This window comes from Microvirga sp. GCM10011540 (genome assembly GCF_042650665.1).
Taxonomy (GTDB): domain Bacteria; phylum Pseudomonadota; class Alphaproteobacteria; order Rhizobiales; family Beijerinckiaceae; genus Microvirga; species Microvirga lenta.
In genome coordinates, this window is record NZ_JBHSBQ010000142.1 from 126,390 (window position 1) to 150,174 (window position 23,785).

The following is a 23,785-nucleotide window of genomic DNA, read 5'->3' on the forward strand; positions in this document are numbered from 1 at the left end:
GGGATCTTGTTCGAGCCGAGGCAATTCAGCGCGACGCCACTTCCCTCCGCCTTGTGGGGAGGGCCAGGGTGGGGGTGTGAGCGATAGCCTATGAAGGTGTGGCGCCCACACCCCCACCTCCACCTCCTCCCCACAAGGGGGAGGAGAGCAGGGCGGCGCCATCCGCATGAGCCTTTGAACCGGCCGAGGCTCGTAGGGAAGGAGAGCCGGTCGGCGCTTCCGGCAAGCCCGAGGTCCGTGGGGAGGAGAGCCACGGAGGCGCCAGCCGGGCGGACTTGGGAGCGGCGCAGCCCCCATCCTTGCTGCGCCCGGCCTTTCCGTTCTCAATCCAGCGTCGACAGCGCCTGGGCGAGGTCGGCCACGAGATCGTCCGGGTGCTCGATGCCGATGGAGACGCGGATCGTGGCGTCGGAGACGCCGAGCCGGTCGCGGGTCGCCTTGGGCACGCCCGAATGGGTCGTGGAGGCCGGGTGCGAGATCAGGGACTCGGTGCCGCCGAGGCTCACCGCCAGCTTGAAGACCTGCAGGGCGTTGAGCACCTTGAAGGCCTCCGCCTCGCCGCCTTTCACGTCGAACGAGAAGGTGGAGCCGGGGGCGCTGCACTGGGTCTCGTAGACCTCCTTCGCCCGCGAGCCTTCCGGCAGGTAGGCGAGGTGGTGCAGCTTCACGACGCTGGGGTGATCGTTGAGGAAGGCCGCGACGATCTCGGCGTTGCGGTTCGCCGCGTTCATGCGCAGGGCCAGGGTTTCCAGCGAGCGGCCGAGCATCCAGCAGGAATGCGGGTCGAGCTGGGTGCCGATGGCCGAACGCAGGAGGCGCACCTGCTTCATCAGCTCCTTGGAGCCCAGCGCCGCGCCGGCGATCAGGTCCGAGTGGCCGCCCACGTATTTCGTCAGCGAATAGACCGAGATGTCCGCGCCGTCCTTCAGGGGCTTCTGGAAGACCGGGCCGAGCAGGGTGTTGTCGCAGATGATGATGGGACGGTGGCCCTGGGCGGCGCCGATCTCGTCCGCGATGGTGCGGATGAAGGCGATGTCCACAAGGGTGTTGAGCGGGTTCGAGGGCGTCTCGATCTTGATGATCGACACCCGGCCCTTGCCTTGCGCCTCCTTCGCGGCGGCGCGGATGCCTGCCTCGTCCACGCCGTCGCCGAAGCCCACCGCCTGGATGCTGAGATTGGCCAGGGTCTTGGCGATCAGGGTCTCGGTGCCGCCATAGAGCGGCTGCGAGTGCAGGATCACGTCTCCGGGCTTGGCGAAGGCCAGGATGCTGGTTGCGATGGCCGACATGCCCGACGAGAAGAGAAGGCCCGCCTCCGCCTCCTCGAAGATGGCCAGGCGGTCCTCGACAATCTCGGAATTGGGGTGGTTGAAGCGGGAATAGACGAGGCCCGCGGCCTCACCCTGCGGCGGCTCGCGCCGGCCCGCCACGTAATCGAAGAATTCCTTGCCGTGCTCGGCACTGTTGAACACGAAGGTCGACGTGAGGAAGACCGGAGGCTTCACGGCGCCTTCCGACAGGGTCGGGTCGTAGCCGTAGCCCAGCATGAGGGTCTCAGGCTTGAGCTTGTGATTGCCGATTCGGTCCTTGTGGTAGCGGTTGGAAGCCATAAGTCAGTCCTCTCCTTTGTGGTGGACTTACCCTATGAAGGCGGTTGTCGAAAGGCGGCGACCGGTCCTAGGGTCGTTTTGGCAACAGGGAAGGTGGGTATGGCGCGTTTCACGGGCACCGAATCGTATGTGGCGACCGAAGATCTGACAGTGGCCGTGAACGCCGCGATCGTCCTCGAGCGTCCGCTCCTGGTGAAGGGTGAGCCGGGGACCGGCAAGTCCGTCCTGGCCGAGGAGATCGCCAAATCCCTGAATGCGCCGCTTCTGACCTGGCACATCAAGTCCACCACCAAGGCCCAGCAGGGGCTCTACGAGTACGACGCGGTCTCGCGCCTGCGGGACAGCCAGCTCGGCGATCCGCGCGTGTCGGACATCCGCAACTACATCCGGCGCGGCAAGCTGTGGGAGGCTTTTCAGTCCGAAACCCGGCCGGTGCTCCTGATCGACGAGATCGACAAGGCCGACATCGAGTTCCCCAACGACCTCCTGCTCGAACTCGACCGCATGGAATTCCACGTCTACGAGACCGGCGAGACCGTGCGGGCGGCCCGGCGCCCCATCGTCATCATCACCTCGAACAACGAGAAGGAACTGCCGGACGCCTTCCTGCGCCGCTGCTTCTTCCACTACATCAAGTTCCCGGACCCCGACACTATGGCCCGGATCGTCGAGGTCCATTATCCCGGGATCAAGCACCGCCTGGTCGAGGAGGCCCTGAAGATCTTTTTCGAGGTGCGCGACGTGCCCGGCCTGAAGAAGAAGCCTTCCACCTCCGAACTGCTCGACTGGCTCAAGCTGCTCCTGGCCGAGGATATCGGCCCCGAAAACCTGCGCGAGCGCGACACCCGCAAGCTCATTCCTCCGCTTCACGGGGCGCTCCTGAAGAACGAGCAGGATGTCAGCCTCTTCGAGAAGCTCGCCTTCATCGCCCGGCGGGACGGACGGTGATGCTCCGTCTTCTTCTTCTTCGCCACGCCAAGGCCGCCTGGCCGTCCGGCGTTCTCGACGTGGACCGCCCGCTCGCCAGGCGGGGTCGCGAGGCCGCCGTTCGCATGGCCCATTATCTGAAGGACGAGGACCTCGTTCCCGATCTCGTCCTCGTCTCTCCCGCCCGGCGGACGGTGGAGACCTGGGACCTCGCCCAGCCGATCCTCGGCGACGTCGAGGCCCGCCAGGACGGGCGCATCTACGAGGCCCCGGTGGCGCGGCTTCTCACGGTACTGCAGGAGGTCGGGCCCGAGGCGTCCACGCTCCTGATGATCGGCCACAATCCGGGCTTCGAGGATCTCGCGGCGCTCCTCATCGCCGACGGCGACCGGGACGGAATGCTCCGCATGAGCCAGAAATACCCCACCGCGGGACTGGCGGTGATCGACTTCCCCCAGCAGACCTGGCGCGAGGTCGCACGCAAGTCGGGCCGCCTGGAACGCTTCGCTACGCCGAAATCGCTGGGCGACGGCGAGGACGACTAGCGAACCATTCCGCTCCCACCATCGTTCTGCCTGAAATCCCTTCAACGATCCTCATCGCACAAAGGGGGCGGAACCGCACATGGTGCCTCACACGCTCGTCGCGCTCGTCCTTGCCGGGCGTGCCATGCTTCCCGGCAGTCCGGACATTCCGGCCGAAGATCCTTCCCGGCCCGAGGAGAGCGGGCAGGTCGCGGCGGCCCGCTACGAGGCCGCGGCCCGCGAGGTCTCCAACTGGCGCCTCGAGGCTCTCGACGCCCTGGAGCCCAAGCCGGTGGTCGCCCTGGCCGCCCTGGTGAATGCCGGGAAGCCCGTGGTCACCCGCTGCGTCAGGCTCAACAATTACTGGTGCATCAAGAGCGCCCGCTGGAACGGCGAACTCGCCACCGACAGCGAAGGCCATGTGGGCTTCGCTTCCGCCGCCTATGGGGCCGAGGCGGCCGCGACCCTGCTGCGGCGCTACTATCTCGATTTCAACCGCAAGTCCGCCCTCGACATCGTGCGCCGCTGGGCCCCGGCCGAGTGCAACATCGCCACGAGCATCGGCGGCGCGGCGGTCATCGCGGTCAAGGGAATCGGCGGCACGCTGCGGGCCCGCTATCTCGCGTCGAAGCGCAGGGGCAAGGCCGTGAGGTACACCGCCAAGGCCGGCCCCGGCGGCAAGCCGGGCCGCGTCTCCATGGTGCTTCCTGCCAGGACGCCCCAATACCGGGTTCCCGACATCGCCGCCGGCATGGGGGAGAAGAAGTCCAGGAGCGCCTCGTCGAGCGCCGCTTCCGCTCCGGCACGGCCCGTCCGCGCGCCGAAGCCCGCCGCCCGTCCGACGACCACCGCCTCCACGACGCCGAAGCCCGCTCCTCCCCCGGCGGCGACCGCCTGCGCCCCCGACGAGCGGCGTCTGCGCAACTATGCGGCCCGCATGGTGGCGGGCCTCGATCTCGGCCCCACCGACGATCTCAGGCTCTTCGAAGCCGACGGCACCCCGCTGCCCAACCTGTCCCACGTGATGCTCGCCATGTCCGGGTTCGAGCTGGGAATGCTGCGGGCCGACCCGGAGCTGGTGGACCGGGCCATCCGGCGCGCTACGTTGAAAATCCGGGCAGGCAAGGCGGATCTGGCCCGGGACGGAGCCGCAAGCGCCACCCGCTGATGCCGCCTTGCGAGGCAGGCCTCCGAACCCCACCTTGAAGCTTGGCTTGAGAGAAGCAGGTATCGTTTCGTGTCCGTGATCGCCAATATCGCCTCCCGCGCCGGATCGGCGGCGCAGTCGCTCTGGGAGGCCTCAGGCCAGCTCGTTCAGCCTTCCCTGCGCCTCGGCGTGACCGGTCTCGCCCGGTCCGGCAAGACGGTCTTCACCACGGCCCTCGTGCACCATCTCGTCCGCGGAACGCAGCTCACGGCCTTCCGGGCCTCGGCCGAGGGGCGGATCCGGCGCGCGCACCTGGCCCATCAGCCGGACGACGCCATTCCGCGCTTCCCCTACGAAGAGCACATGGCGGCTCTCACGGAGGAGCGCCGCTGGCCCCAATCCACCAATCGTATCAGCGAATTGCGGGTGGACATCGAATACGAGCGCCGGAGCGGATGGCGCTCGGGGCCTACCTCGCTCGCCCTCGACATCATGGATTATCCCGGGGAGTGGCTGCTCGATCTTGCGCTCCTCGACGTGGGCTTCCAGGAATGGTCCCGGCAGACGGTGGAGACCAGCCGCCGTCGGGACCGGGTCATGGTGGCGAGCCGGTGGCATGAGTTCCTCAAGACCATCGATCCCGCCGGACCGGCCGACGAGGTCCTGGCCGGCAAAGCGAGCGAGGCGTTCAAGTCCTATCTGACCGCCCTTCGGGCCGGGGAGGAGGCCGTGGCCACGACCCCGCCCGGACGCTTCCTCATGCCGGGCGACCTCGCGGGCTCGCCCGCGCTCACCTTCGCGCCGCTCGATCTTCCCAATGGGCAACCCATCGCGCCCGGCAGCTTCGCGGCCCTCATGGAGCGCCGGTTCGAAGCCTACAAGACCCATGTGGTGCGGCCGTTCTTCCGCGACCATTTCCAGCGCATCGACCGGCAGATCGTGCTGGTGGACGTACTCGCGGCCATCGATGCCGGGCCCGTCGCCCTGGCCGAGCTGGAGGAGGCGCTCGACCAGGTGCTCATGGCGTTCCGGACCGGGCGCAACACGCTGCTCTCGCGCCTGTTCTCGCCCCGGGCCGACCGGGTGCTGTTCGCGGCCACGAAGGCCGACCACATCCATCATACCGATCACGACCGCCTGGACGCGATCCTGCGCCTGCTCGTGAACCGCGCCGCCCGCCGCACGGAGGCCGCGGGCGCCCGGGTCGGAACCGTGGCGCTCGCTTCCGTCCGCGCCACCCGCGAGACCACGATCCGCGAGGGGCGCGAAACCCTGCGCGCCGTCGCGGGCGTTCCCGAGGCGGGCGAGCGGGTCGGCGACGAGATATTCGACGGAGAGACCGAGGCCGCGATCTTCCCGGGCGAGCTGCCGGAGACGGCCGATGCCGTGTTCCAGGGGGCGGTGACGCCCGGCTCCCTGCGCTTTCCGCGCTTCCGGCCGCCGAGGCTGCCCGTGGACGCGGCCGGGCGGATGGCCAAGATGCCCCATATCCGCCTCGACCGCGCTCTCGAATTCCTGCTGGGGGACCGTTTCGCATGACCCGCCAACCGCGCGCCTTCCGTCTGGACGACCCGGAGGTGAAGAGCGGCTCCGTCGTCGTGACCGAGGACCCGTTCGACGCCATCGAGGCTGCCGACGGCACCCTCGTTCCCATGGGCGAGCGCCGCCGCGCCCCGTGGTTCGGCATCCTTCTCTCGGCTCTTTCGGGCCTGCTGCTGCTGGGCCTCGGCCTCGCGGTCGAGAACCTCATCGTCGATCTCTATGCCGTCGCGCCGTGGCTCGGCTGGGTGGCGCTGGTCCTGTCCGCTCTGGCTCTCCTCGCCTTTCTGGCCATCGTCGGGCGGGAGGTCGGCGGCATCTGGCGGGAGCAGAAGATCGAGAACCTGCGCGAGGCGGCCGTGGATGCCCTGGCGGTCAAGGACCACAAGGCCGCCAAGGCCATCGTGTCGGACCTGCTCGGCCTCTACAACACCCGCGCGAGCGCCGTGAAGGGAAGCGCCCGGCTGATGGCCTCCATGGACGAGATCATCGATGCGGACGACCGTCTCGCCATCGCCGAGCGCGAACTGCTCGCGCCGCTCGACGCCCAAGCCAAGCGCGCCATCGCCGCCGCGGCCAAGCAGGTCTCCCTCGTGACGGCGGTGAGCCCCCGCGCCATCGTCGATGTGGCCTTCGTGGTCTTCGCCGCCGTGCGCCTGCTGCGCACGCTGGCGCGGATCTATGGCGGCCGGCCCGGCACGTTCGGCTTCCTGCGCCTGGCCAAGGCCGCGTTCAACCACCTCGCGGTCACCGGCGGCGTCGCCGTGGGCGACAGCCTGATGCAGCAGGTGCTGGGGCTCGGACTCGCGGCGCGCGTCTCCGCCAAGCTGGGGGAGGGGGTGCTCAATGGCCTGATGACGGCCCGATTCGGCCTCGCGGCCCTGTCGGTCTGCCGTCCGCTCCCCTTCGTACGCGAGGAGCCGCCGAAGATCGGCGACGTGGCGGGCGAACTGGTGAGCCGCGCGGAGCAGGCCGCGACGACCTGAGGCGCGCAGCCACAGGGAGGCATCCGGCCTGAAAAGTTGACGTGCGGCGCGCATTCCCGCACAAGCGCGCCTTCAGGCGCGCAACGCCTCGTTCCGCGCCATCCGATGATGTCCCGCGGCGATGCTCTTCAATTCGTTCATCTTCCTGTTCGCCTTCCTGCCGGCTGCGCTCCTGATCCATTGGCTCGTGGAACGCTTCAAGCCGGAATGGCGGCTGCCGGTGCTCCTGGGCCTCTCGCTGTTCTTCTACGGCTATTGGGACTGGCGCTTCGCGCCGCTGCTGATGGCCTCGGTCGTCGTGAACTGGCTGGTGGCGGAATCCTTCACCCGCACGGGGCGGGACATCCTGATCCCGCTCGCCATCGTCGCGAACCTCCTCGTCCTGGCCCTCTTCAAGTACAACAACTTCTTCGCGGACGTGGCGGGCTTCGTCCCCGGCCTCACGATTCCGCGCTACGACTTCGCCCTCCCGCTGGGCATCTCGTTCTTCACCTTCCACCACATCATGTATCTGACGGACCTGAAGGCGGGCAAAGCCCCCCGCTACGACCTGGTCCGCTACGGCCTCTACATCGCCTTCTTCCCGCAGGTTCTCGCCGGTCCGCTCGTGCGCTGGAGCGAGATCATGCACCAGCTCGACGAGCGGCCGTATCAGCGGCCCGATGCGGAGGAGCGCTTCGCCCGCGGCCTCATGCTGCTGGTGGCGGGCCTCGCCAAGAAGGTCTTTCTCGGCGACCAGCTCGCGGACTACACCAACCCGATCTATGCCGCCGCCGAGGCGGGGCAGGCGCTCGACATGGGCCAGGCGCTCCAAGGGGCGCTGGGTTTCACGTTCCAGGTCTATTTCGACTTCTCGGGCTATACGGACATGGCGCTGGGCCTCGGCCTCATGTTCGGCATCGTGCTGCCGCAGAACTTCGACGTGCCGTACCGGGCGACGTCCCTGCAGGATTTCTGGCGGCGCTGGCACATGACCCTGTCGCGCTTCCTGCGCGACTATCTCTACATCGCCCTCGGCGGCAGCCGAAAGGGCCTCGCCCTCCAGCTCGCGGCGCTCACGGCCACCATGGCACTGGGCGGGCTCTGGCACGGGGCCGGCTGGACCTTCCTCGTCTGGGGCGCCCTGCACGGGATCGGCCTCAGCGTGGCCGTGCTCTGGCGCAAGGCGGGCTATACGATGCCGAGCATCGTCGGCTGGTTCCTGACCTTCACCTTCTTCGTGCTGACCCTGACGATCTTCCGGTCCGGAAGCTTCGAGGTCGCGGGCAACTTCTATGCCGCCCTGTTCGGCTTCGGCGCCGAGGGCTTCACCATGAAGTGGCGCGCCCTTGCCATCGGGGCCGCGATCTCCATGATCGGCCCCACCGCCTGGACCTTCATTCACAAGCTGCCGCCGCGTCCCTGGATCGCGACGCTCTTTGCCATCCTCTTCGTGGTCGTGCTGTTCAAGATCGGCGATGATGCAAACTATGAATTCATCTACTTCCAGTTCTGACGCCGCGGCCCAGCACGACGGCCGGCTCTGGCGGCGCTTCGCGGTCACCCTTGTGGCTGCCAGCGCGGCGGTTCTGACCGCCACGCTGGCTCTGGCGGTCGCGATAGACCCCTACGACACCGGCCGCTCGTTCCTGGTCGACAAGCCGGGCGTGAGGCCGCAGGGGCCGCGCACCGCCAATGCGAGCCGCGGCCGGGATCCCGCTTTCGACGCCATGATCGTCGGCAATTCCCGCATCCAGATCATCTCGACCGAGCACCTGAGCAAGGCCACGGGGCTCGACTTCGTCCAGCTGGCGGTGCCCGGCTCCGGGCCGAAGGAGCATCTGACCCTGATCGACTGGTGGCTACGACATCGCCGGGAGCCGCCGAAGGCGCTCGTGGTGAGCGTCGACGATCTCTGGTGCACCTCCGACCCGGAGCTGCCCAACGAGAAGCCGTTTCCGTTCTGGCTCTACAGCGCCGACCGGCTGGAATACGTGAAGGGGCTGGTGCGGTTCGACACCCTGGAGGAGCTGGCCTGGCGCGTCGGTTACCTCTTCGGCGCCGACCAGGAGCGGGCCCGTCCGGACGGATACTGGGACTACGAACCGGAATATATCGGGCTGGGCTATACGACGAACCCGGCTCTCCGCAAGCGGCTCGAGCAGAACCCCTACGCCAAGGACGAGCGGTTCGAGCGCGACCCCCTCGAGGGGCAGCGGCGCTTTCCGGCCATCGAGCGGCTGAAGGAGGTGGCGGGCTCGCTCCCGCCGGAGACCGCGCTGGTCCTGGTCATTCCCCCGGCCTACAAGAACCTCCAGCCGCCGCCCGGAACCGAGAAGGCCTTCGTCACCGAGGCCTGCAAGGCGGCCCTGACGACCGTGGTCCAGGCGCGCGGCAAGACGGCCCTGGTCGACTGGCGCGTTGACCGCCCCGAAAACCGCAATCCCGACCTCTTCTTCGACATGATGCACTACCGCCAGCCCATCGCCCGGGCGGTGGAGAAGGACGTGGTGGAGGCGCTCCGCCGTTTCCTCTGAATTCCGAGGGTGCGGCAAATCGTTCTATTCAGGTCATTTTTACCTGTACAAGGTGCCCGAAGGGCAAGCCTCCCCCGTCTTAGACAAATCGATGACACCGAAGTGCGTTGTCGCGGGCGGCGCTTGTCTGTATAGGGGCGCCAGTTCCATTGGGGATAGAACGGCCCAACATGACGAACACAGTAATCGATGAGGGATATCGGCCAACTGACGACGAACCGTTCATGAACGAACGGCAGAGGGAGTATTTCAGGCGCAAACTGATCCGTTGGAAGGGTGACATCTTGAGGGAGGCCCAGGAGACCCTGGCCACTCTCCAGAGCGAGAACGAGAATCATCCCGATCTCGCCGACCGCGCCTCTTCCGAGACCGACCGGGCCATCGAGCTTCGCGCCCGCGACCGCCAGCGCAAGCTCATTGCCAAGATCGATGCCGCTCTCGCGCGGATCGATGACGGGACCTACGGCTATTGCGAGGAAACCGGAGACCCGATTTCGCTCAAGCGCCTCGAGGCCCGGCCCATCGCGACCCTTTCGCTGGAGGCGCAGGAACGCCACGAGCGCAACGAGCGGGTCTACCGCGACGACTAAGCGATACCGCATCCAATGAGAAAGGGCTCCGCTTGCGGAGCCCTTTTTTGTTGGCCGGAGCCGGAAGGCTTTACTCGCGCTTGCCGGAATCGAGCGGGCGGCCGAGCAGGCGGGCGAATTCCGCCTCGATCTCCTCCACCGAGAAGGGATCGGGGGTCTTCTCGGACGGCTTGGGAGCCGCCGGGGCGCTGTTCGCGGCCGGAGGCGGCGAGGGCTGGGCCCGCGGCGGAGGAGGCGGAGGAGGCGGGGGAGCCGGCCGCACCGGGTCCATGGCCGGGCGGAGGGGCGCGGCCTCGGCGGCCGGTTCGGGCGCCTCGGTCAGATCGTCGTCCTCCCGGTCGTCCTGAAAGTCCTGTCGTCCGGGACCCGCCGCGTTGCGCTGCGGCTCAGAGGCCGGTTCCAGAAGCTCGTCCTCGTCGACCACGTCATCGTTGTCCGTGACAGGCTGAACCGGCGGGACGGGGGTGGCCTGGGGCGGTGCCACCGGGCTGGCCGGACGCTTCAGGGCCTCTTCGAGCTGCTTGGCCATGTCCGACAGGATCGCGGCGTCGGGATCGGGCCGGCCTGCGGGCGTCGGCTGAGGTGCGCGGACGACCTCCGGGGCGGGCGGCGGCGGCGCCGGGGGAGGGGGCGGCGAGGCGGGTCGGCTGACGAAGGGCGGCGGATTGAAGGCCGGGGCCGGCTGAGGCGGCCGGACGGCCGGGCCGAATTCGGGTTCGTTGACGCCGGGAGCTGGCGACCGGGCTTCGGCGCGCAGGCCGTGTACGCCCGGCGCAGGAGCGGGCGTCGGCGGGCGATGGGGAGCCGGGGCCGGCGCCGGAGCCGAGTGCACGTGCACCACGTCGGGCTTGAGAACGGGCTCGGGCTGGGCCGGGACCGGGGCGCTGACGGAGGATACTGCCGTCAGCTCCTGATCGATGTCGGAATCCTCGTTGCCCGGACGCTTGATGAAGGCCCCGAGCTGGGCGGCGAGCTGGCTCTCGATGGAGGGACGCCCCGATCCCTCGACCGCAGGCCGAGCCGCCTGATCGAGGTTCGGCTCGATACGTTCCACGCCCGGCTCGTTCGCCGGGGTGGGAAGGCGGGCGCCGGGGACCCGGACGATGTTGGTCTCGATCACCACGTCGTTGAGGCCGCCGATCAGCAGGAGATGCTCGACATTGTCGCGGCGGAGCAGGATGAGCTGGCGCTGACGGTCGAGTTCGTAGATGTCGACCACGCCGAGGCGCGGCTGACGGCTTCTCCCCCGGTCCTGGCCCGACATCATGAGGCGCGAGCCGGTCAGTTTGCGCAACACCACACCGAAAAGCGCGACCAGAGCGAGGATGATCGCGAAGGCGATGACGTATTGGGCCGCCCTTGACGCTTCGATACCAAATTGAGCTAGCACGATAAACTCTCAAGCGTTGTGGAGGCCTTTCCAGGCCATGTTCCTAGGGTTGCTTGTATCACATCGGCCACGAAAGCGATGGGCAAGGTTAACAGATGGTTAACGGCTCCTGCCCCGATGTTGAAGAGATACAGGGTTGCGACGGCCTCAAGGGCCCCGAAGATTTCAGGCTCCCGATCGGTTTCTAACCGACAGAATGTGGATTACCTTGCGTAAAGCTCAAGCCCGCAACAGCCCGATCCTGCAATCCCCTCTTGTGCGCCCACCGGACGCCGCCTTAGAGGTCAATCAATAATTTCCGTGTAGTATGGTCGCAAGATCAAGCGGTTGGCCTGCAGATCCGCAGCCTTGAGCCGTGGTGCGCAACCGTCATTCCTTGGGGATACCGAAGTTCCATGGCTCAAGTGGGCGACAAGCCAAAGGGTTCGACGATCGACCGTTCCGAGCGGCCGGGGCATATCGGCCTCGTCCTGCTCCTGGCCAGCATCCTCGTCGGCGCGATCCTGAGCCTGCGCTTCCTGGGCAGCGAGCAGGCGCAGCCGCTCATCCTGGGCCTTCTCGCCTTCTTCGCCATGGCCGGCGTGTTCTTCCTCTTCGCCATCGCCATCGGCGTGATGCAGTTCGCCGGCCAGACCGCCCGCAACGACATCACGAAGATCATGGCCGACACCTCGGGCGAGGGGCTCGTGGTGATCGAGGACGATGGGCGCATCGTCTACGCCAACGAGACCTATCTCTCTCTCGCCGGTTCGAACGGGGGCGACGTCCGGGCCGTGGAGCGCCTCTTCACCGGCGCTCCCGAGGTCTCGGAGGCCATCTACCGGCTGGCTCAGGCCGCCCGGGAGCACCGGACCGGCACCGAGGAGATCCGGCTTTCGCCCTCCCTCGACGGCTCGCAGGAATTCGGCTGGTACCGGGTCCGCGTCCGCCCCCTGCCGCGTCCCAGCGGCCGTCAGGCGACCCTGTGGATCATCGCCGACGTGACCCATGAGCGCGAGCGGCAGGAGAACGTCTTCCAGGAGCTGCAGCACGCGATCGACTATCTCGATCACGCCCCGGCCGGGTTCCTCTCCATCGATCCCAACGGCTCCATCGTCTACCTGAACGCGACCCTCGCCTCCTGGCTCGACTACGATCTGGCCCAGGTGGGTTCGGGCGGCCTCGGCCTGTCCGACATCGTGCCGCGCAACGTGGTCGCCATGATGACCTCGTTCTCCGGCGAGCCGGGGAGCGTGCGCACCGAGACCTTCGATCTGGACCTGCGCCGTCGCAACGGCCAGTTCCTGCCCGTGCGCCTCTATCACCGCATCGCCTTCGGCCAGGACGGCCGGATGGGCGCCTCGCGAACCCTGGTCCTCAACCGCTCGCCCGGCGTCGAGGTGGACGAGGGCCAGCGGGCGGCCGAGGTGCGCTTCGCCCGGTTCTTCAACAACACCCCCATCGCCATCGCGACGGTCAACCGGACCGGCCGCATCGTCCAGGCCAACGCTCCCTTCACCAAGCTCTTCGGCTCGCTGCCGCGCACGGGCGAGGGCGGGGAAGGGCCCTTCATCCTCGACGCCTTCGCGTCCGGGGAGCGGGGACCGGTCGAGACCGCTCTCAGGGCGGCGGCGGAAAACCGGGGCGACATCCAGCCCCTGGAGCTGCACACCGCGGGCGAGAACGGCGGCTCCGTGCGCGTGTGGATCACCCCGGCGGGCGAGACCGGCTCCGAGGACGAGACGGCCATCGTCTACGCCCTCGACACCACCGACTTCCGGAAGGTGGAGGAGCAGCTCGCCCAGTCGCAGAAGATGAACGCGGTCGGCCAGCTCGCCGGCGGCGTGGCGCACGACTTCAACAACGTGCTCCAGGCCATCATCGGCTACAGCGATCTCCTCCTGGCGAACCACCGGCCGACCGATCCGTCCTTCCAGGACATCATGCAGATCAAGCAGAACGCCAACCGGGCCGCGAGTCTGGTGCGCCAGCTGCTCGCCTTCTCGCGCCGGCAGACCCTGCGGCCGGAGGTGCTCAACCTCAACGACCGCCTCTACGACCTGTCCATGCTCCTGAAGCGCCTCCTGGGCGAGCGGGTGGAGCTCGACCTGACCCACGGCCGCGACCTGTGGTTCGTGCAGGCGGACGTGAACCAGTTCGAGCAGGTGATCGTGAACCTCGCGGTCAATGCCCGCGACGCCATGCCCAACGGCGGCAAGCTCGCGATCCGCACGGCCAATATCGGCGCCGCCGAGGCGGCCCGCCTGAACGTGGGCGGCATGCCCGCCGGGGACTATGTGAAGATCGAGGTCTCCGACACCGGCACCGGCATGACGCCCGACATCGTGGAGAAGATCTTCGAGCCCTTCTTCACCACCAAGGAGGTGGGCAAGGGCACGGGCCTCGGCCTGTCCACGGTCTTCGGCATCGTCAAGCAGTCGGGCGGCTTCATCGACGTCGATTCGAAGGTCGGGCAGGGCACCACCTTCCGCATCTACCTGCCCCGGCACGCGGCGGCCGAGGTCGAGGCCAGGCCCGAGGAGGCCAAGGCCGAGGCGGCCAAGAAGCCCGCCGCGGACATGACCGGCCAGGGCACCATCCTCCTGGTGGAGGACGAGGACCCGGTCCGTGCCGTCAATGCCAGGGCGCTCACCGCCCGCGGCTATACGGTGCTGGAGGCGGCGTCCGGCGTGGAGGCCCTGCAGGTGATCGAGGAGCGGGGAGAGCCGGTCGACCTCGTGGTCTCCGACGTGGTGATGCCGGAAATGGACGGCCCGACCCTGCTCGGCGAGCTGCGCAAGCTCTATCCCGACCTGAAGGTGATTTTCGTGTCCGGCTATGCCGAGGATGCGTTCAGGAAAAATCTCCCCGAGGGCGAGGAATTCAATTTCCTGCCCAAGCCGTTCAGCCTGCGTCAGCTGGTCGAGATCGTGAAGCAGGTGATGGGGCGGTAACGGGTCTCTTCCCTCCGAGGGAGCGCCCTCGCTCCCTCTCCGGGCACTTTTCCGGAGCACTGGACAAGTTCTGCGCCCGCCACATAACAATGTTATGTTGTTGCAATCGAGAGAGGGCGTCGTGAGAGTTCCAGGTTCCAGCTGTCGGAACGTGTTCCTCGTCGGCTGAATGCTCCGCGGGGAAAAAGAGAACGTGCGCATCAACCTGCAGGTTCGCGGCACCGCGGACGAGATAGAGCAGGAATTCAAGCGCATCCTCAAGGAGAGCCGGGCGTAAAGCAGTCGTTTGAAACGCAGGTTACAGTTTCTGGTTTTCACGGAGATGAGGCTATGAGGATTCCGCTCCCCGCGCTTATGGGATTGAAGACTCTGCGAACCCTCATGCCTGCCGGTATCGTTCTCATGGCCTTGGGATGGAGCGGCGATGCTCCTCAAGCCGCGAGTTCGGTCAACGCCGAGACGTGCCGGAGGATCTCGGAGGGCGTCATAAGGGGCGATGTCGATGCAGTCGTGTACGCTTTAAGCTCCTCTCCGTCCGACCGTCGGGAGGCGCAGAAAGACGTTCAGCAGCTCGTCGATGCTATGGGCCGGGCATTGCAGGGCAAGCAGATGCGCCACCTGCGGACCCTGCCGAACGCCCAGGTTGAGGGACATCCGGTCTCGATGCAGCTCTGGAGCTTCGGCGACAAGGATGTGGTCTTCCTGGGCTGCCTCTACCGCACGAGGGAAAAGCAAAGTCCGCAGCTTCTTATCCAGATCGACAGCTCTGCCGACGACGTTCTCTATAAGCTCAAGGTTTCTCTCGACCGGAAGTGAGGCGGCTCCGAGCTGACCCTTTCCATGCCGGACTTCCGATGCCGGACTTATCCACATCCAGCTCCTATGGGGAACAAAAAAAGAACTTGCGGAAGAGAACAAAACACGTACATATATCTCCTCAACACCGCGTTGAGATTCACTCCTCCTCCGTGCCATAAGGACATCTGGTCATGTCGCAGTCCTCTCTGAGACTGGTGGAAAGCTCATCAATGGATAAAGACAAGTCGAAAGCTCTCGACGCGGCGCTCTCTCAGATCGAGCGTGCCTTCGGCAAGGGCTCGATCATGCGGCTCGGCAAGGGCCAGCAGCCCGTGGAAATTGAAACCGTCTCGACGGGTTCGCTCGGTCTCGACATCGCGCTCGGCGTCGGCGGTCTGCCGCGCGGCCGTATCATCGAGATCTACGGGCCGGAATCGTCGGGTAAGACGACGCTGGCGCTGCACACCATCGCCGAAGCCCAGAAGAAGGGCGGCGTCTGCGCCTTCGTGGACGCGGAGCACGCCCTCGATCCGGTCTATGCCCGCAAGCTCGGCGTCAGCCTGGACGACCTCCTGATCTCCCAGCCCGACACGGGCGAGCAGGCCCTCGAAATCGCCGATACGCTGGTCCGCTCCGGCGCGGTCGACGTGCTGGTCATCGACTCGGTGGCGGCGCTCACCCCGAAGGCCGAGCTCGACGGCGAGATGGGCGAGGTCCAGCCGGGCCTCCAGGCCCGCCTGATGAGCCAGGCGCTGCGCAAGCTCACCGGTTCGATCTCCCGGTCGAACACGATGGTGATCTTCATCAACCAGATCCGCATGAAGATCGGCGTCATGTACGGCTCGCCGGAGACGACGACGGGCGGCAACGCGCTCAAGTTCTACGCTTCGGTCCGCCTCGACATCCGCCGCGTCTCGACCCTGAAGGATCGTGACGATCCGATCGGCAACTCGGTGCGCGTCAAGGTCGTCAAGAACAAGGTCGCTCCGCCCTTCAAGCAGGTCGAGTTCGACATCATGTTCGGCGAGGGCGTCTCGAAGGTGGGCGAGCTCATCGATCTCGGCGTCAAGGCCGGCATCGTCGAGAAGTCGGGTGCGTGGTTCTCCTACGACAGCCAGCGCCTCGGCCAGGGCCGCGAGAACTCGAAGCAGTTCCTGCGCGACAACCCCGAGATCGCCAACAAAATCGAAGCCCTGATCCGCCAGAATGCCGGCCTGCTGGCCGACCGCATCCTGGAGCAGGCGACCCCGACGGCGGAAGACCTCGACGAGGGCGCCGCGTAAAGAGTTTTGCTCTCCTTCAAGGGCAAAGAACGGGCCGCCGCGAGAGATCGCGGCGGTCTTTTCGCATCCACCTCCGTCATTCCGGGCCGGGCTCTTCAAGCCACCCCGGGATGGCCCTCGGGCAGTCGGAGGGCGACGTTCGTCCTGCCGCGCGAAACGCCGCCTCGACAGCCGAGGCGCGGGCGTCTAAAACCGCCCACGAATGAACACCTTTTCGGGCCTCAATGGCCCAAACTCCGAGCACCAGAACCCATGAGCGGCGTCAACGAAATCCGGTCGACCTTCCTCGATTACTTCGCCAAGAACGGCCACGAGGCCGTGGCGTCGAGCCCCCTCGTGCCGCGCAACGATCCGACCCTGATGTTCACCAATGCGGGCATGGTGCAGTTCAAGAACGTGTTCACCGGCGCCGAGAAGCGGCCCTACACCCGGGCGACCACGGCGCAGAAATGCGTGCGCGCCGGCGGCAAGCACAACGACCTCGACAATGTCGGCTACACCGCCCGGCACCACACCTTCTTCGAGATGATGGGCAACTTCTCGTTCGGCGACTACTTCAAGGAAACCGCCATCGAGCTGGCCTGGAACCTGATCACGAAGGAATACGGCCTCACGAAGGACCGGCTCCTGGTCACCGTCTACCACGACGACGACGAGGCGGCGGATCTGTGGAAGAAGATCGCCGGATTCACGGATTCCAAGATCATCCGCATCCCGACCTCGGACAATTTCTGGCAGATGGGCGATACCGGCCCCTGCGGTCCGTGCTCCGAAATCTTCATCGACCAGGGCGAGGCCCTGTGGGGCGGGCCTCCCGGCAGCCCGGACGAGGACGGCGACCGGTTCCTGGAGTTCTGGAACCTCGTCTTCATGCAGTACGAGCAGATCGAGCCCGGCAACCGCATCACCCTGCCCAAGCCCTCCATCGACACCGGCATGGGCCTGGAGCGCATGTCGGCGATCCTGCAGGGCGTGCACTCGAACTACGACACGGACCTGTTCCGCACCCTCATCGAGGCGGTGGCCCATGCCACCGGCGTGGCGCCGGAAGGCGACCGCAAGGCTTCGCACCGAGTGATCGCGGACCACCTTCGCGCCTCGTCCTTCCTGGTGGCGGACGGCGTGCTGCCGTCGAACGAGGGCCGCGGCTACGTGCTTCGCCGCATCATGCGCCGCGCCATGCGCCATGCGCAGCTCCTCGGCGCCCGCGACCCGCTCATGTACCGCCTCGTGCCCGCCCTGGTGCGCGAGATGGGGCAGGCCTATCCTGAGCTGATCCGCGCCGAGGCGCTGATCACCGAGACCCTGCGCCTGGAGGAGACCCGCTTCCGCAAGACCCTGGAGCGCGGCCTGTCGATCCTCGACGAGGAGACCCGCGACCTCGCCAAGGGCCAGAACCTGTCCGGCGAGACGGCCTTCACCCTCTACGACACCTACGGCTTCCCGCTCGACCTGACCCAGGACGCTCTCAAGCCCCGCGGCATCGGCGTCGATACGGATGCGTTCAAGGCCGCCATGGAGCGCCAGCGCGAGAAGGCCCGCGCGGCCTGGTCGGGCTCCGGCGAGGCGGCGACCGAGACCGTCTGGTTCGGCATCAAGGAGCGCACCGGCGCGACCGAGTTCCTCGGCTACGACACTGAGACCGCCGAGGGCGTCGTGCTGGCGTTGCTGAAGGACGGGCAGGAGGTCCAGGAGCTGAAGGCCGGCGAGACCGGCCTCGCGGTCCTCAACCAGACCCCGTTCTACGGCGAGTCCGGCGGCCAGGTGGGCGATACGGGCACCATGCAGGGCGAGGGGGCGCGGGTTCGCGTCACCGGCACCGAGAAGAAGCTCGGCGACCTCTTCGTGCATCACGTCACCGTCGAGCACGGCACCCTGAAGCTCAATCAGGCCCTCGAGCTCGAAGTGGATCACACGCGCCGCGCCGCGGTGCGCGCCAACCACTCGGCCACCCATCTCCTGCACGAGGCCCTGCGCCAGGTGCTGGGCGATCACATCGCCCAGAAGGGTTCGCTCGTGGCGCCCGACCGCCTGCGCTTCGACTTCAGCCATCCCAAGCCCATCGAGGACGACGAGCTCCAGACCGTCGAGGACCGGGCCAACGACGTGCTGCTCCAGAACGAGCCGGTGGTCACCAAGCTCATGGCCGTCGACGAGGCCATCGAGTCCGGCGCCCGCGCGCTCTTCGGCGAGAAGTACGGCGACGAGGTTCGCGTCGTCTCCATGGGCAAGGGCGACGGCAACCGGGCCTTCTCGGTGGAGCTCTGCGGCGGCACCCATGTGAACCGCACCGGCGATATCGGTCTCATCGCCATCGTCAACGAAGGCGCGGTGGCGGCGGGCGTGCGCCGCATCGAGGCCATGACGGGCGACGCGGCCCGGCGCTACCTGACCGAGGAAAGCCGTCGCCTGCGCCAGATGGCCGGCCTGCTGAAGACCCCCGTCGACGAGGCGGCGGACCGTCTCGCGGCGCTGCTCGAGGAGCGGCGCAAGCTCGAACGCGATCTCTCCGAGGCCCGGCGCAAGCTCGCCATGGGCGGCGGCACCGGCGGCGAGGATCCGATCCGCGAGGTCGGCGGCGTCAAGCTGATGGCGCGTGCGGTGTCGGGCGTCGAGATGAAGGACCTCAAGAGCCTGGCCGACGAAGGCAAGCGGCGCCTCGGCTCCGGCGTGGTCGCCATCGTCGGCGTGGCCGATGACGGCAAGGCCGGCATCGTGGTCGGCGTGACCGAGGACCTGACGAGCAAGCTCGACGCGGTCGCGCTGGTTCGCGTCGGCTCCGAAAAACTCGGCGGCAAGGGCGGCGGCGGACGCCGCGACATGGCCCAGGCCGGTGGCCCCGACGGGGCCCAGGCCGAGGCCGCGCTGGCCGCCATCGAGGCGGCGCTCACGAACGCCGCCTGAGGACGGCCGCCGTGCCGAGAAGGCATCCGCTTCCGGCGCGGCGCAGGCTTTACGAGATCCTGGAACGGAGCAGCGTGAACGATCCCTTCGTTCGCGCTCTCCACGTCTTCCTGATGCTGCTGATCGTGGTGAATGTCACGGCGGTGGTGCTGGAAAGCGTGCCGTCCCTGCGCGATGCCTATCGTCCGCTCTTCATGGTCATCGAGATCGTCAGCGGCGTCATCTTCACGGTGGAATACGCGGCCCGTCTCTGGTGCGCGCCGGAGCACACGCCCTGGCGCCATCTCCCGGCCTGGCGGGCGCGCCTGCGCTGGCTGGTGCACCCGCAATCCATCGTGGATTTCCTGGCCATCGTGCCGTTCTACCTGATCTTCTGGGACATCGGGGGCTTGCGCGCCTTCCTGCTCCTGCGTCTTTTCCGCTTCTTCAAGCTGGCCCGCTACTCGCCCGGCCTCACGAGCCTCATCGACGCGATCTATTCGGAGCGCCGCGCCCTCGTGGCTTCCGGCGTAATCCTCGTCGGCACGGTGCTGCTCGCCGCCTCCGCCATGAATCTCGTCGAGCGCGACGTGCAGCCGGACAAGTTCGGCACGATTCCCGACGCCATGTATTGGGCGATCATCACGCTCACCACCGTGGGCTACGGAGACGTCATTCCCGCGACGCCGCTCGGGCGGGTGATCGCCAGCATCACGGCGGTCGCGGGGCTCGTCATGCTCGCCCTGCCGGTGGGCATCATCGCCAGCGCCTTCTCGCGCGAGATCCACCGGCGCGACTTCGTCATCACCTGGAGCATGGTGGCGCGCGTTCCGATCTTCTCGGATCTCGACGCGGGCGAGATCGCGTCGGTGATGCACTCCCTGCGCTCCCAATCCTGCGAGGCCGGCGAGATCGTCGTCCGGAGGGGCGACGAGGCCCATTCCATGTACCTGATCGCATCCGGCGAAGTGGAGGTGCTGCTGCCGGGCGAGACCGTCAGGCTGGGGCCCGGAGACTTCTTCGGCGAGGCCTCGGTCCTGCGCCGCCGCCGCCGCGGCGTGACCGTGAGGGCGGCCACGCCCTGCAAGCTTCTCGTGCTCGATGCGGAGGATCTGCACCGGCTGATCGATTCCAATCCTGCCATGGCCTCGCATATCGACGAGGTGAGCCAGTCGCGCGGCGGCGACAGGGCCGTCTGACGCGACCTTCGCGAAATTGACGGTGCCGTGCCCTGTGGTAGCATCCCGCCGCTTCTGGACCTGTTGCCCGACGAGATGGCGTTGATCGAATGAGCAGTGATGGCGGGAGGGTCGACCTCCGCAAGAACAAGCGCACTCAGACGCGGCAGGAAGGGCGGATCTTTCTCAAGCGCGGGACCGTGGTCCATTGCATGGTCACGGACCTGTCCCAGGCCGGGGCGAAGCTCACCCTGACCAAGTCGCAGCACCTGCCCGAAACCTTCGACCTCGTCATTCTCGGAAGCGATTTCCGCACCATCCCGTGCGATCTGCGGTGGCAGAAGGGCAACGTTGCCGGCGTCGCGTTCCGCAGCCGCAACGGCGCGGATCAGCTGCTGACGTAAGCCGGTTACCGGAGCGCCGCCTTCGACTGCCGCATGCAGTTGCGGACATAGTCCTTCCGGGCCGCCTTGACGCTGTCCTGAACCGCGGCGCTGCGTGTCACGCCGTTATCCCTCACCCTGTAGGCAAGCCGCGCTTCCTGCCGGCAGATCTGTCTCTGTGCTTCCCTCTCGGGAGAGCGCTGCCTTCCGCGTTCCTGCGCCGACGCTTCCAGGGACGGGAGACCGACGGCGGCAATCGCGACGATCAAGAGAGCACGCATATCCACCTCCTGCTGATCGGGCCCGAAGGGTAAGCCCGGTGGAGGTGGGTGGCGACAGGCCAAAAGGGGTTAAGGATCGAACCAACCGCACGTCAAAGGAAGATCGACACCCTGTAGGCCGGTCTCGCAGAAATCTCCGTCGCAAGACCTGTGATATTCGACGGAGGTTGACTTGACGGAAGCTACAACATCCCCGAAGGCTCGGACGACATTCGGGATACGTTACAATGAGACTGTACTTCGCCGCGCCCCTCGCTCTTCTCGGCAGCATCTTGGCCGGCACGCCAAGTATGGGTCAGGACCGTAACGTACCGCCCACCGTGCTCGTCATCGATGCCTCGAACAGCATGTGGGGCCGTATCGACGGGAAGCCGAAGATGGAGATCGCGCGCGATGCGGTCTCGTCGCTGCTGGACGGCCTGCCGAAAGGCGCGCGCCTCGGCATTGTCGCCTACGGTCACCGCCGTGCGGGCGATTGCGGCGACATCGAACGCATCCTGCCGGTCGGGGCCGTCGACAGGGATCGGGTGCAGGCGGTCGCGGGCCGCCTCACGCCCCGCGGCAAGACGCCGATCACCGCATCGCTGAAGGAGGCGGCCGGGCTGCTCGAACCCGGCAGGCCCGGCAGCGTCATCATTCTCACGGACGGCATCGAGACCTGCAGCGGCGATCCTTGCGCCCTGGCCGAGGAGCTGAAGCGCAGGAATGCGGGCTTCGTTGCCCACGTGATCGGCTTCGACGTCTCGGCCGTGGAGCGTCCGAAGCTGTCCTGCATCGCGGAGCGGACGGGCGGCGCCTTCCTGGCGGCGTCCAACGCGGGCGAGCTCGGTCAGGCCCTGAAGACGACGGCGCAGGCCAAGGCAAAGCCCGCCGTCGCCACCCGCGCGATTCCCCTCGAAGCCACCGACGGCGGACGCCCCGTCGCGGAGGCGAAGTTCACCGTCCTGCGCGGCGGCGATGCCGGCGCCGTGGCGGATGGCGTATCGGGCTCCGTGAACCTGGCGCCGGGCCGCTACCGCGTCTCGGCCGCGACGGCTGCGAAGACGGGGCAGACCGAGGTCGAGGTCACCAAGGCGGCACCGGCGAAGATCGTCGTCGCGCTCTCGGGCGAGCTGCCGAAGGCAAGCCTCAAGCCGGCAAAGTCCAGCGCTCCGGCCACGGGCGAGATCGAGGTGAGCTGGACCGGCCCGGACGGCAAGGGCGACTACATCGTCTTCGCGCGCCCGGACGGCGCGACCCTGGAGACGCGCCATTACAGCTACACGAAGGACGGCAATCCCCTGAAGCTGCGGGTGCCCGGGGAGCCGGGCGAATACGAGCTGCGCTACGTCTCCGATGCCAGCGGCGCGATCCTCGCCCGGGCGAAGGTGACCGCCACGCCGGTTACGGCCACCATCGACGCTCCCGCCAAGGGTGTGGCGGGTTCCGAAATCACGATCAATTTCGAGGGCCCGAACGCGAACGAGGATTGGGTCGGCCTGGCGAAGGCGGGCGCCGCCGTGGACACCTACGAGACCGGAGCCTGGGTCTATGCCAGCAACGGCTCCCCGGCGCGTCTGCGCCTTCCTGCCGAGCCCGGCCTGTACGAGGCCCGCTACATCTCCGGCCTCGACCCGCGAATCCTGGCCACGAAGCCGGTGGAGGTGACGCCCGCCAGCGCCACCGTGACGGCGCCTGCCCGCGGCATGGCGGGCACGAGAATTCCGGTCCGCTTCACAGGGGCGGGAGGCGGCGACACCTTCATCGGCGTGGTGAAGAAGGGCGCCGAAGAGGGCACATGGATCGCCGGAGCCTACGAGCGTCCGGAGGGAGAACAGGTGATGGTGCGCCTGCCGAGCGAGCCCGGCGCCTACGAGATGCGCTTCGTGATGGAGGCCAACGGCACCTACAAGGTTCTCGCCTCGACGCCCGTCGAGGTGGAGCCTGCCGTCGGGTCCGTTTCCGCGCCGGAGAGCGTGGCGGCGGGCAGCGAGGTGACCGTCGCCTTCACCGGCCCGAAGGGCGACGGCGACTACATCACCATCGTGCCCACGGGCGCCGCGCCCGACGCCTATACGGACTTCCGGACCATAACCCCGGACGAATCCTCCGTCACGCTGCCGGCGCCCGAGGAGCCCGGCTCCTACGAGGTGCGCTACGTCATGACAGCGCCGGGAGAGGCCGGAATCCTCGTGGTCGCCCGCAAGCCGCTGAAGGTGGAGTAAAAGCTAATCGTGATCCGGATGCTGGCGGGATTTCATCTTCGCCAGGTCGGCGGGCGTCGCGGAATCTTCCGTTCTCTCGCCTTCGAGCAGATGCAGGGTGTCGAAGGCGGGGAGGCGGCTCTCGATGCCGTATTGGATCTCGGGTTGCACCCGACCCGGCTCGTCCAGGCTGCCGATCGACACGCAGATGCGGTCCTGCTCCACGTAACGGAAGGTCAGCGGCGTTCCGCAGTCGCGGCAGAAACCCCGCTCGACCGCTTCCGAACTCCGGAAGGTGCCGAGCGTGCCCTTCGTCCAGACGATGTCCCGGTTCGGCACGCCGGTCAGGGGGGCGAAGTAGTTGCCGAAGGCCTTCTGGCACATCCGGCAATGGCAGATGCTGGCATGGGTCGGCTTGGACATCAGCGCATAGCGCACCGCGCCGCACTGGCAGCCGCCGGTCATGACCGGGCGCGTTTCCTGTTCCGACATCCGCTCCTCCCTAGGTGTTCAGTCCCGGCATTTGATGGACCGGATCAAGTTTGAAGCGTTTGGGTTCCTTGAGCCAGGTTTTGCAGATGAACTCGTAGGGTGTGAGCCCTTTGAGGGTCTTGAGCCTTCGAGCGAAGTTGTA

The 23,785-nt window shown here is 67.3% G+C and carries 19 protein-coding genes and 1 pseudogene; 15 read left to right on the forward strand and 5 right to left on the reverse strand.

Annotated elements, in window-relative coordinates; all coding sequences use genetic code 11:
- Positions 1 to 323: 323 nt before the first annotated feature.
- On the reverse strand, positions 324 to 1,610 hold the full coding sequence (locus ACFOYU_RS24305) for a cystathionine gamma-synthase family protein (protein WP_226741583.1): 1,287 nt from the start codon (positions 1,608 to 1,610) through the stop codon (positions 324 to 326).
- 99 nt (positions 1,611 to 1,709) lie between these two features.
- Between ACFOYU_RS24305 and ACFOYU_RS24310 the strand changes: the two genes are divergently transcribed.
- The 8 genes from ACFOYU_RS24310 (at position 1,710) to dksA (ending at position 9,839) form a co-directional block, all read left to right on the forward strand.
- Positions 1,710 to 2,558: an AAA family ATPase gene (locus ACFOYU_RS24310; RefSeq protein ID WP_377035544.1), complete on the forward strand. Its 849-nt coding sequence runs from the start codon at positions 1,710 to 1,712 to the stop codon at positions 2,556 to 2,558.
- Positions 2,558 to 3,082 (forward strand): SixA phosphatase family protein, encoded by a 525-nt coding sequence (locus ACFOYU_RS24315; protein WP_377035545.1) that lies wholly within the window; start codon positions 2,558 to 2,560, stop codon positions 3,080 to 3,082. Before ACFOYU_RS24310 ends, ACFOYU_RS24315 begins: the two co-directional genes overlap by 1 nt.
- 79 nt (positions 3,083 to 3,161) lie before the next feature.
- A complete protein-coding gene (locus ACFOYU_RS24320; RefSeq protein WP_377035546.1) occupies positions 3,162 to 4,229 on the forward strand; it encodes a hypothetical protein in 1,068 nt (355 codons plus the stop codon).
- Between the two features lie 69 nt (positions 4,230 to 4,298).
- Complete coding sequence (locus tag ACFOYU_RS24325) at positions 4,299 to 5,747, forward strand: YcjX family protein (protein ID WP_377035547.1); 1,449 nt, start codon at positions 4,299 to 4,301, stop codon at positions 5,745 to 5,747.
- Positions 5,744 to 6,733 carry a YcjF family protein gene (locus tag ACFOYU_RS24330; protein WP_377035548.1) on the forward strand — a complete coding sequence of 330 codons (990 nt, stop codon included), beginning with the start codon at positions 5,744 to 5,746 and terminating at the stop codon, positions 6,731 to 6,733. The genes ACFOYU_RS24325 and ACFOYU_RS24330 overlap by 4 nt, the downstream gene beginning before the upstream one ends.
- Before the next feature lie 121 nt (positions 6,734 to 6,854).
- The gene (locus ACFOYU_RS24335; RefSeq protein ID WP_377035549.1) at positions 6,855 to 8,228 is read left to right on the forward strand and encodes an MBOAT family O-acyltransferase; all 1,374 of its coding nucleotides are present in this window, start codon (positions 6,855 to 6,857) and stop codon (positions 8,226 to 8,228) included.
- Positions 8,203 to 9,249 (forward strand): hypothetical protein, encoded by a 1,047-nt coding sequence (locus tag ACFOYU_RS24340; protein ID WP_377035550.1) that lies wholly within the window; start codon positions 8,203 to 8,205, stop codon positions 9,247 to 9,249. Before ACFOYU_RS24335 ends, ACFOYU_RS24340 begins: the two co-directional genes overlap by 26 nt.
- A 170-nt stretch (positions 9,250 to 9,419) precedes the next feature.
- Positions 9,420 to 9,839: an RNA polymerase-binding protein DksA gene (gene dksA / locus ACFOYU_RS24345; RefSeq protein ID WP_114769089.1), complete on the forward strand. Its 420-nt coding sequence runs from the start codon at positions 9,420 to 9,422 to the stop codon at positions 9,837 to 9,839.
- Positions 9,840 to 9,909: 70 nt separating this feature from the next.
- Here dksA and ACFOYU_RS24350 read toward each other — a convergent pair whose 3' ends face one another.
- Positions 9,910 to 11,229, reverse strand: a complete 1,320-nt coding sequence (locus ACFOYU_RS24350; RefSeq protein ID WP_377035551.1) for a hypothetical protein — start codon at positions 11,227 to 11,229, stop codon at positions 9,910 to 9,912.
- A gap of 395 nt (positions 11,230 to 11,624) precedes the next feature.
- On the opposite strand from ACFOYU_RS24350, the gene cckA reads away from it, so the two are divergent.
- From cckA to ACFOYU_RS24380, 6 genes are all read left to right on the forward strand, one after another.
- A complete protein-coding gene (gene cckA, locus ACFOYU_RS24355) occupies positions 11,625 to 14,162 on the forward strand; it encodes a cell cycle histidine kinase CckA (protein ID WP_377035552.1) in 2,538 nt (845 codons plus the stop codon).
- Between the two features lie 381 nt (positions 14,163 to 14,543).
- On the forward strand, positions 14,544 to 14,978 hold the full coding sequence (locus ACFOYU_RS24360; RefSeq protein WP_377035553.1) for a hypothetical protein: 435 nt from the start codon (positions 14,544 to 14,546) through the stop codon (positions 14,976 to 14,978).
- A gap of 173 nt (positions 14,979 to 15,151) precedes the next feature.
- Positions 15,152 to 16,243: a recombinase RecA gene (gene recA / locus ACFOYU_RS24365; RefSeq protein ID WP_226741594.1), complete on the forward strand. Its 1,092-nt coding sequence runs from the start codon at positions 15,152 to 15,154 to the stop codon at positions 16,241 to 16,243.
- A 252-nt stretch (positions 16,244 to 16,495) separates the two neighbouring features.
- Positions 16,496 to 19,147 (forward strand): alanine--tRNA ligase, encoded by a 2,652-nt coding sequence (gene alaS / locus ACFOYU_RS24370; RefSeq protein ID WP_377035554.1) that lies wholly within the window; start codon positions 16,496 to 16,498, stop codon positions 19,145 to 19,147.
- Positions 19,148 to 19,158: 11 nt separating this feature from the next.
- A complete protein-coding gene (locus ACFOYU_RS24375; RefSeq protein WP_377035555.1) occupies positions 19,159 to 20,325 on the forward strand; it encodes a cyclic nucleotide-gated ion channel in 1,167 nt (388 codons plus the stop codon).
- An 89-nt stretch (positions 20,326 to 20,414) separates the two neighbouring features.
- Entirely contained in the window at positions 20,415 to 20,708 is a 294-nt protein-coding gene (locus ACFOYU_RS24380; protein WP_377035556.1) for a PilZ domain-containing protein, read from the forward strand.
- Between the two features lie 5 nt (positions 20,709 to 20,713).
- On the opposite strand, the gene ACFOYU_RS24385 is transcribed toward ACFOYU_RS24380, so the two are convergent.
- Positions 20,714 to 20,968, reverse strand: a complete 255-nt coding sequence (locus ACFOYU_RS24385; RefSeq protein ID WP_226741598.1) for a hypothetical protein — start codon at positions 20,966 to 20,968, stop codon at positions 20,714 to 20,716.
- Positions 20,969 to 21,195: 227 nt separating this feature from the next.
- On the opposite strand from ACFOYU_RS24385, the gene ACFOYU_RS24390 reads away from it, so the two are divergent.
- Positions 21,196 to 23,172: a VWA domain-containing protein gene (locus ACFOYU_RS24390; protein WP_377035557.1), complete on the forward strand. Its 1,977-nt coding sequence runs from the start codon at positions 21,196 to 21,198 to the stop codon at positions 23,170 to 23,172.
- 3 nt (positions 23,173 to 23,175) lie between these two features.
- Here ACFOYU_RS24390 and ACFOYU_RS24395 read toward each other — a convergent pair whose 3' ends face one another.
- Positions 23,176 to 23,643, reverse strand: coding sequence for a GFA family protein (locus ACFOYU_RS24395; protein WP_377035558.1), 468 nt, complete (start codon positions 23,641 to 23,643; stop codon positions 23,176 to 23,178).
- A 10-nt stretch (positions 23,644 to 23,653) separates the two neighbouring features.
- Positions 23,654 to 23,785: pseudogene (locus ACFOYU_RS24400) on the reverse strand (IS481 family transposase); the annotation flags it as partial.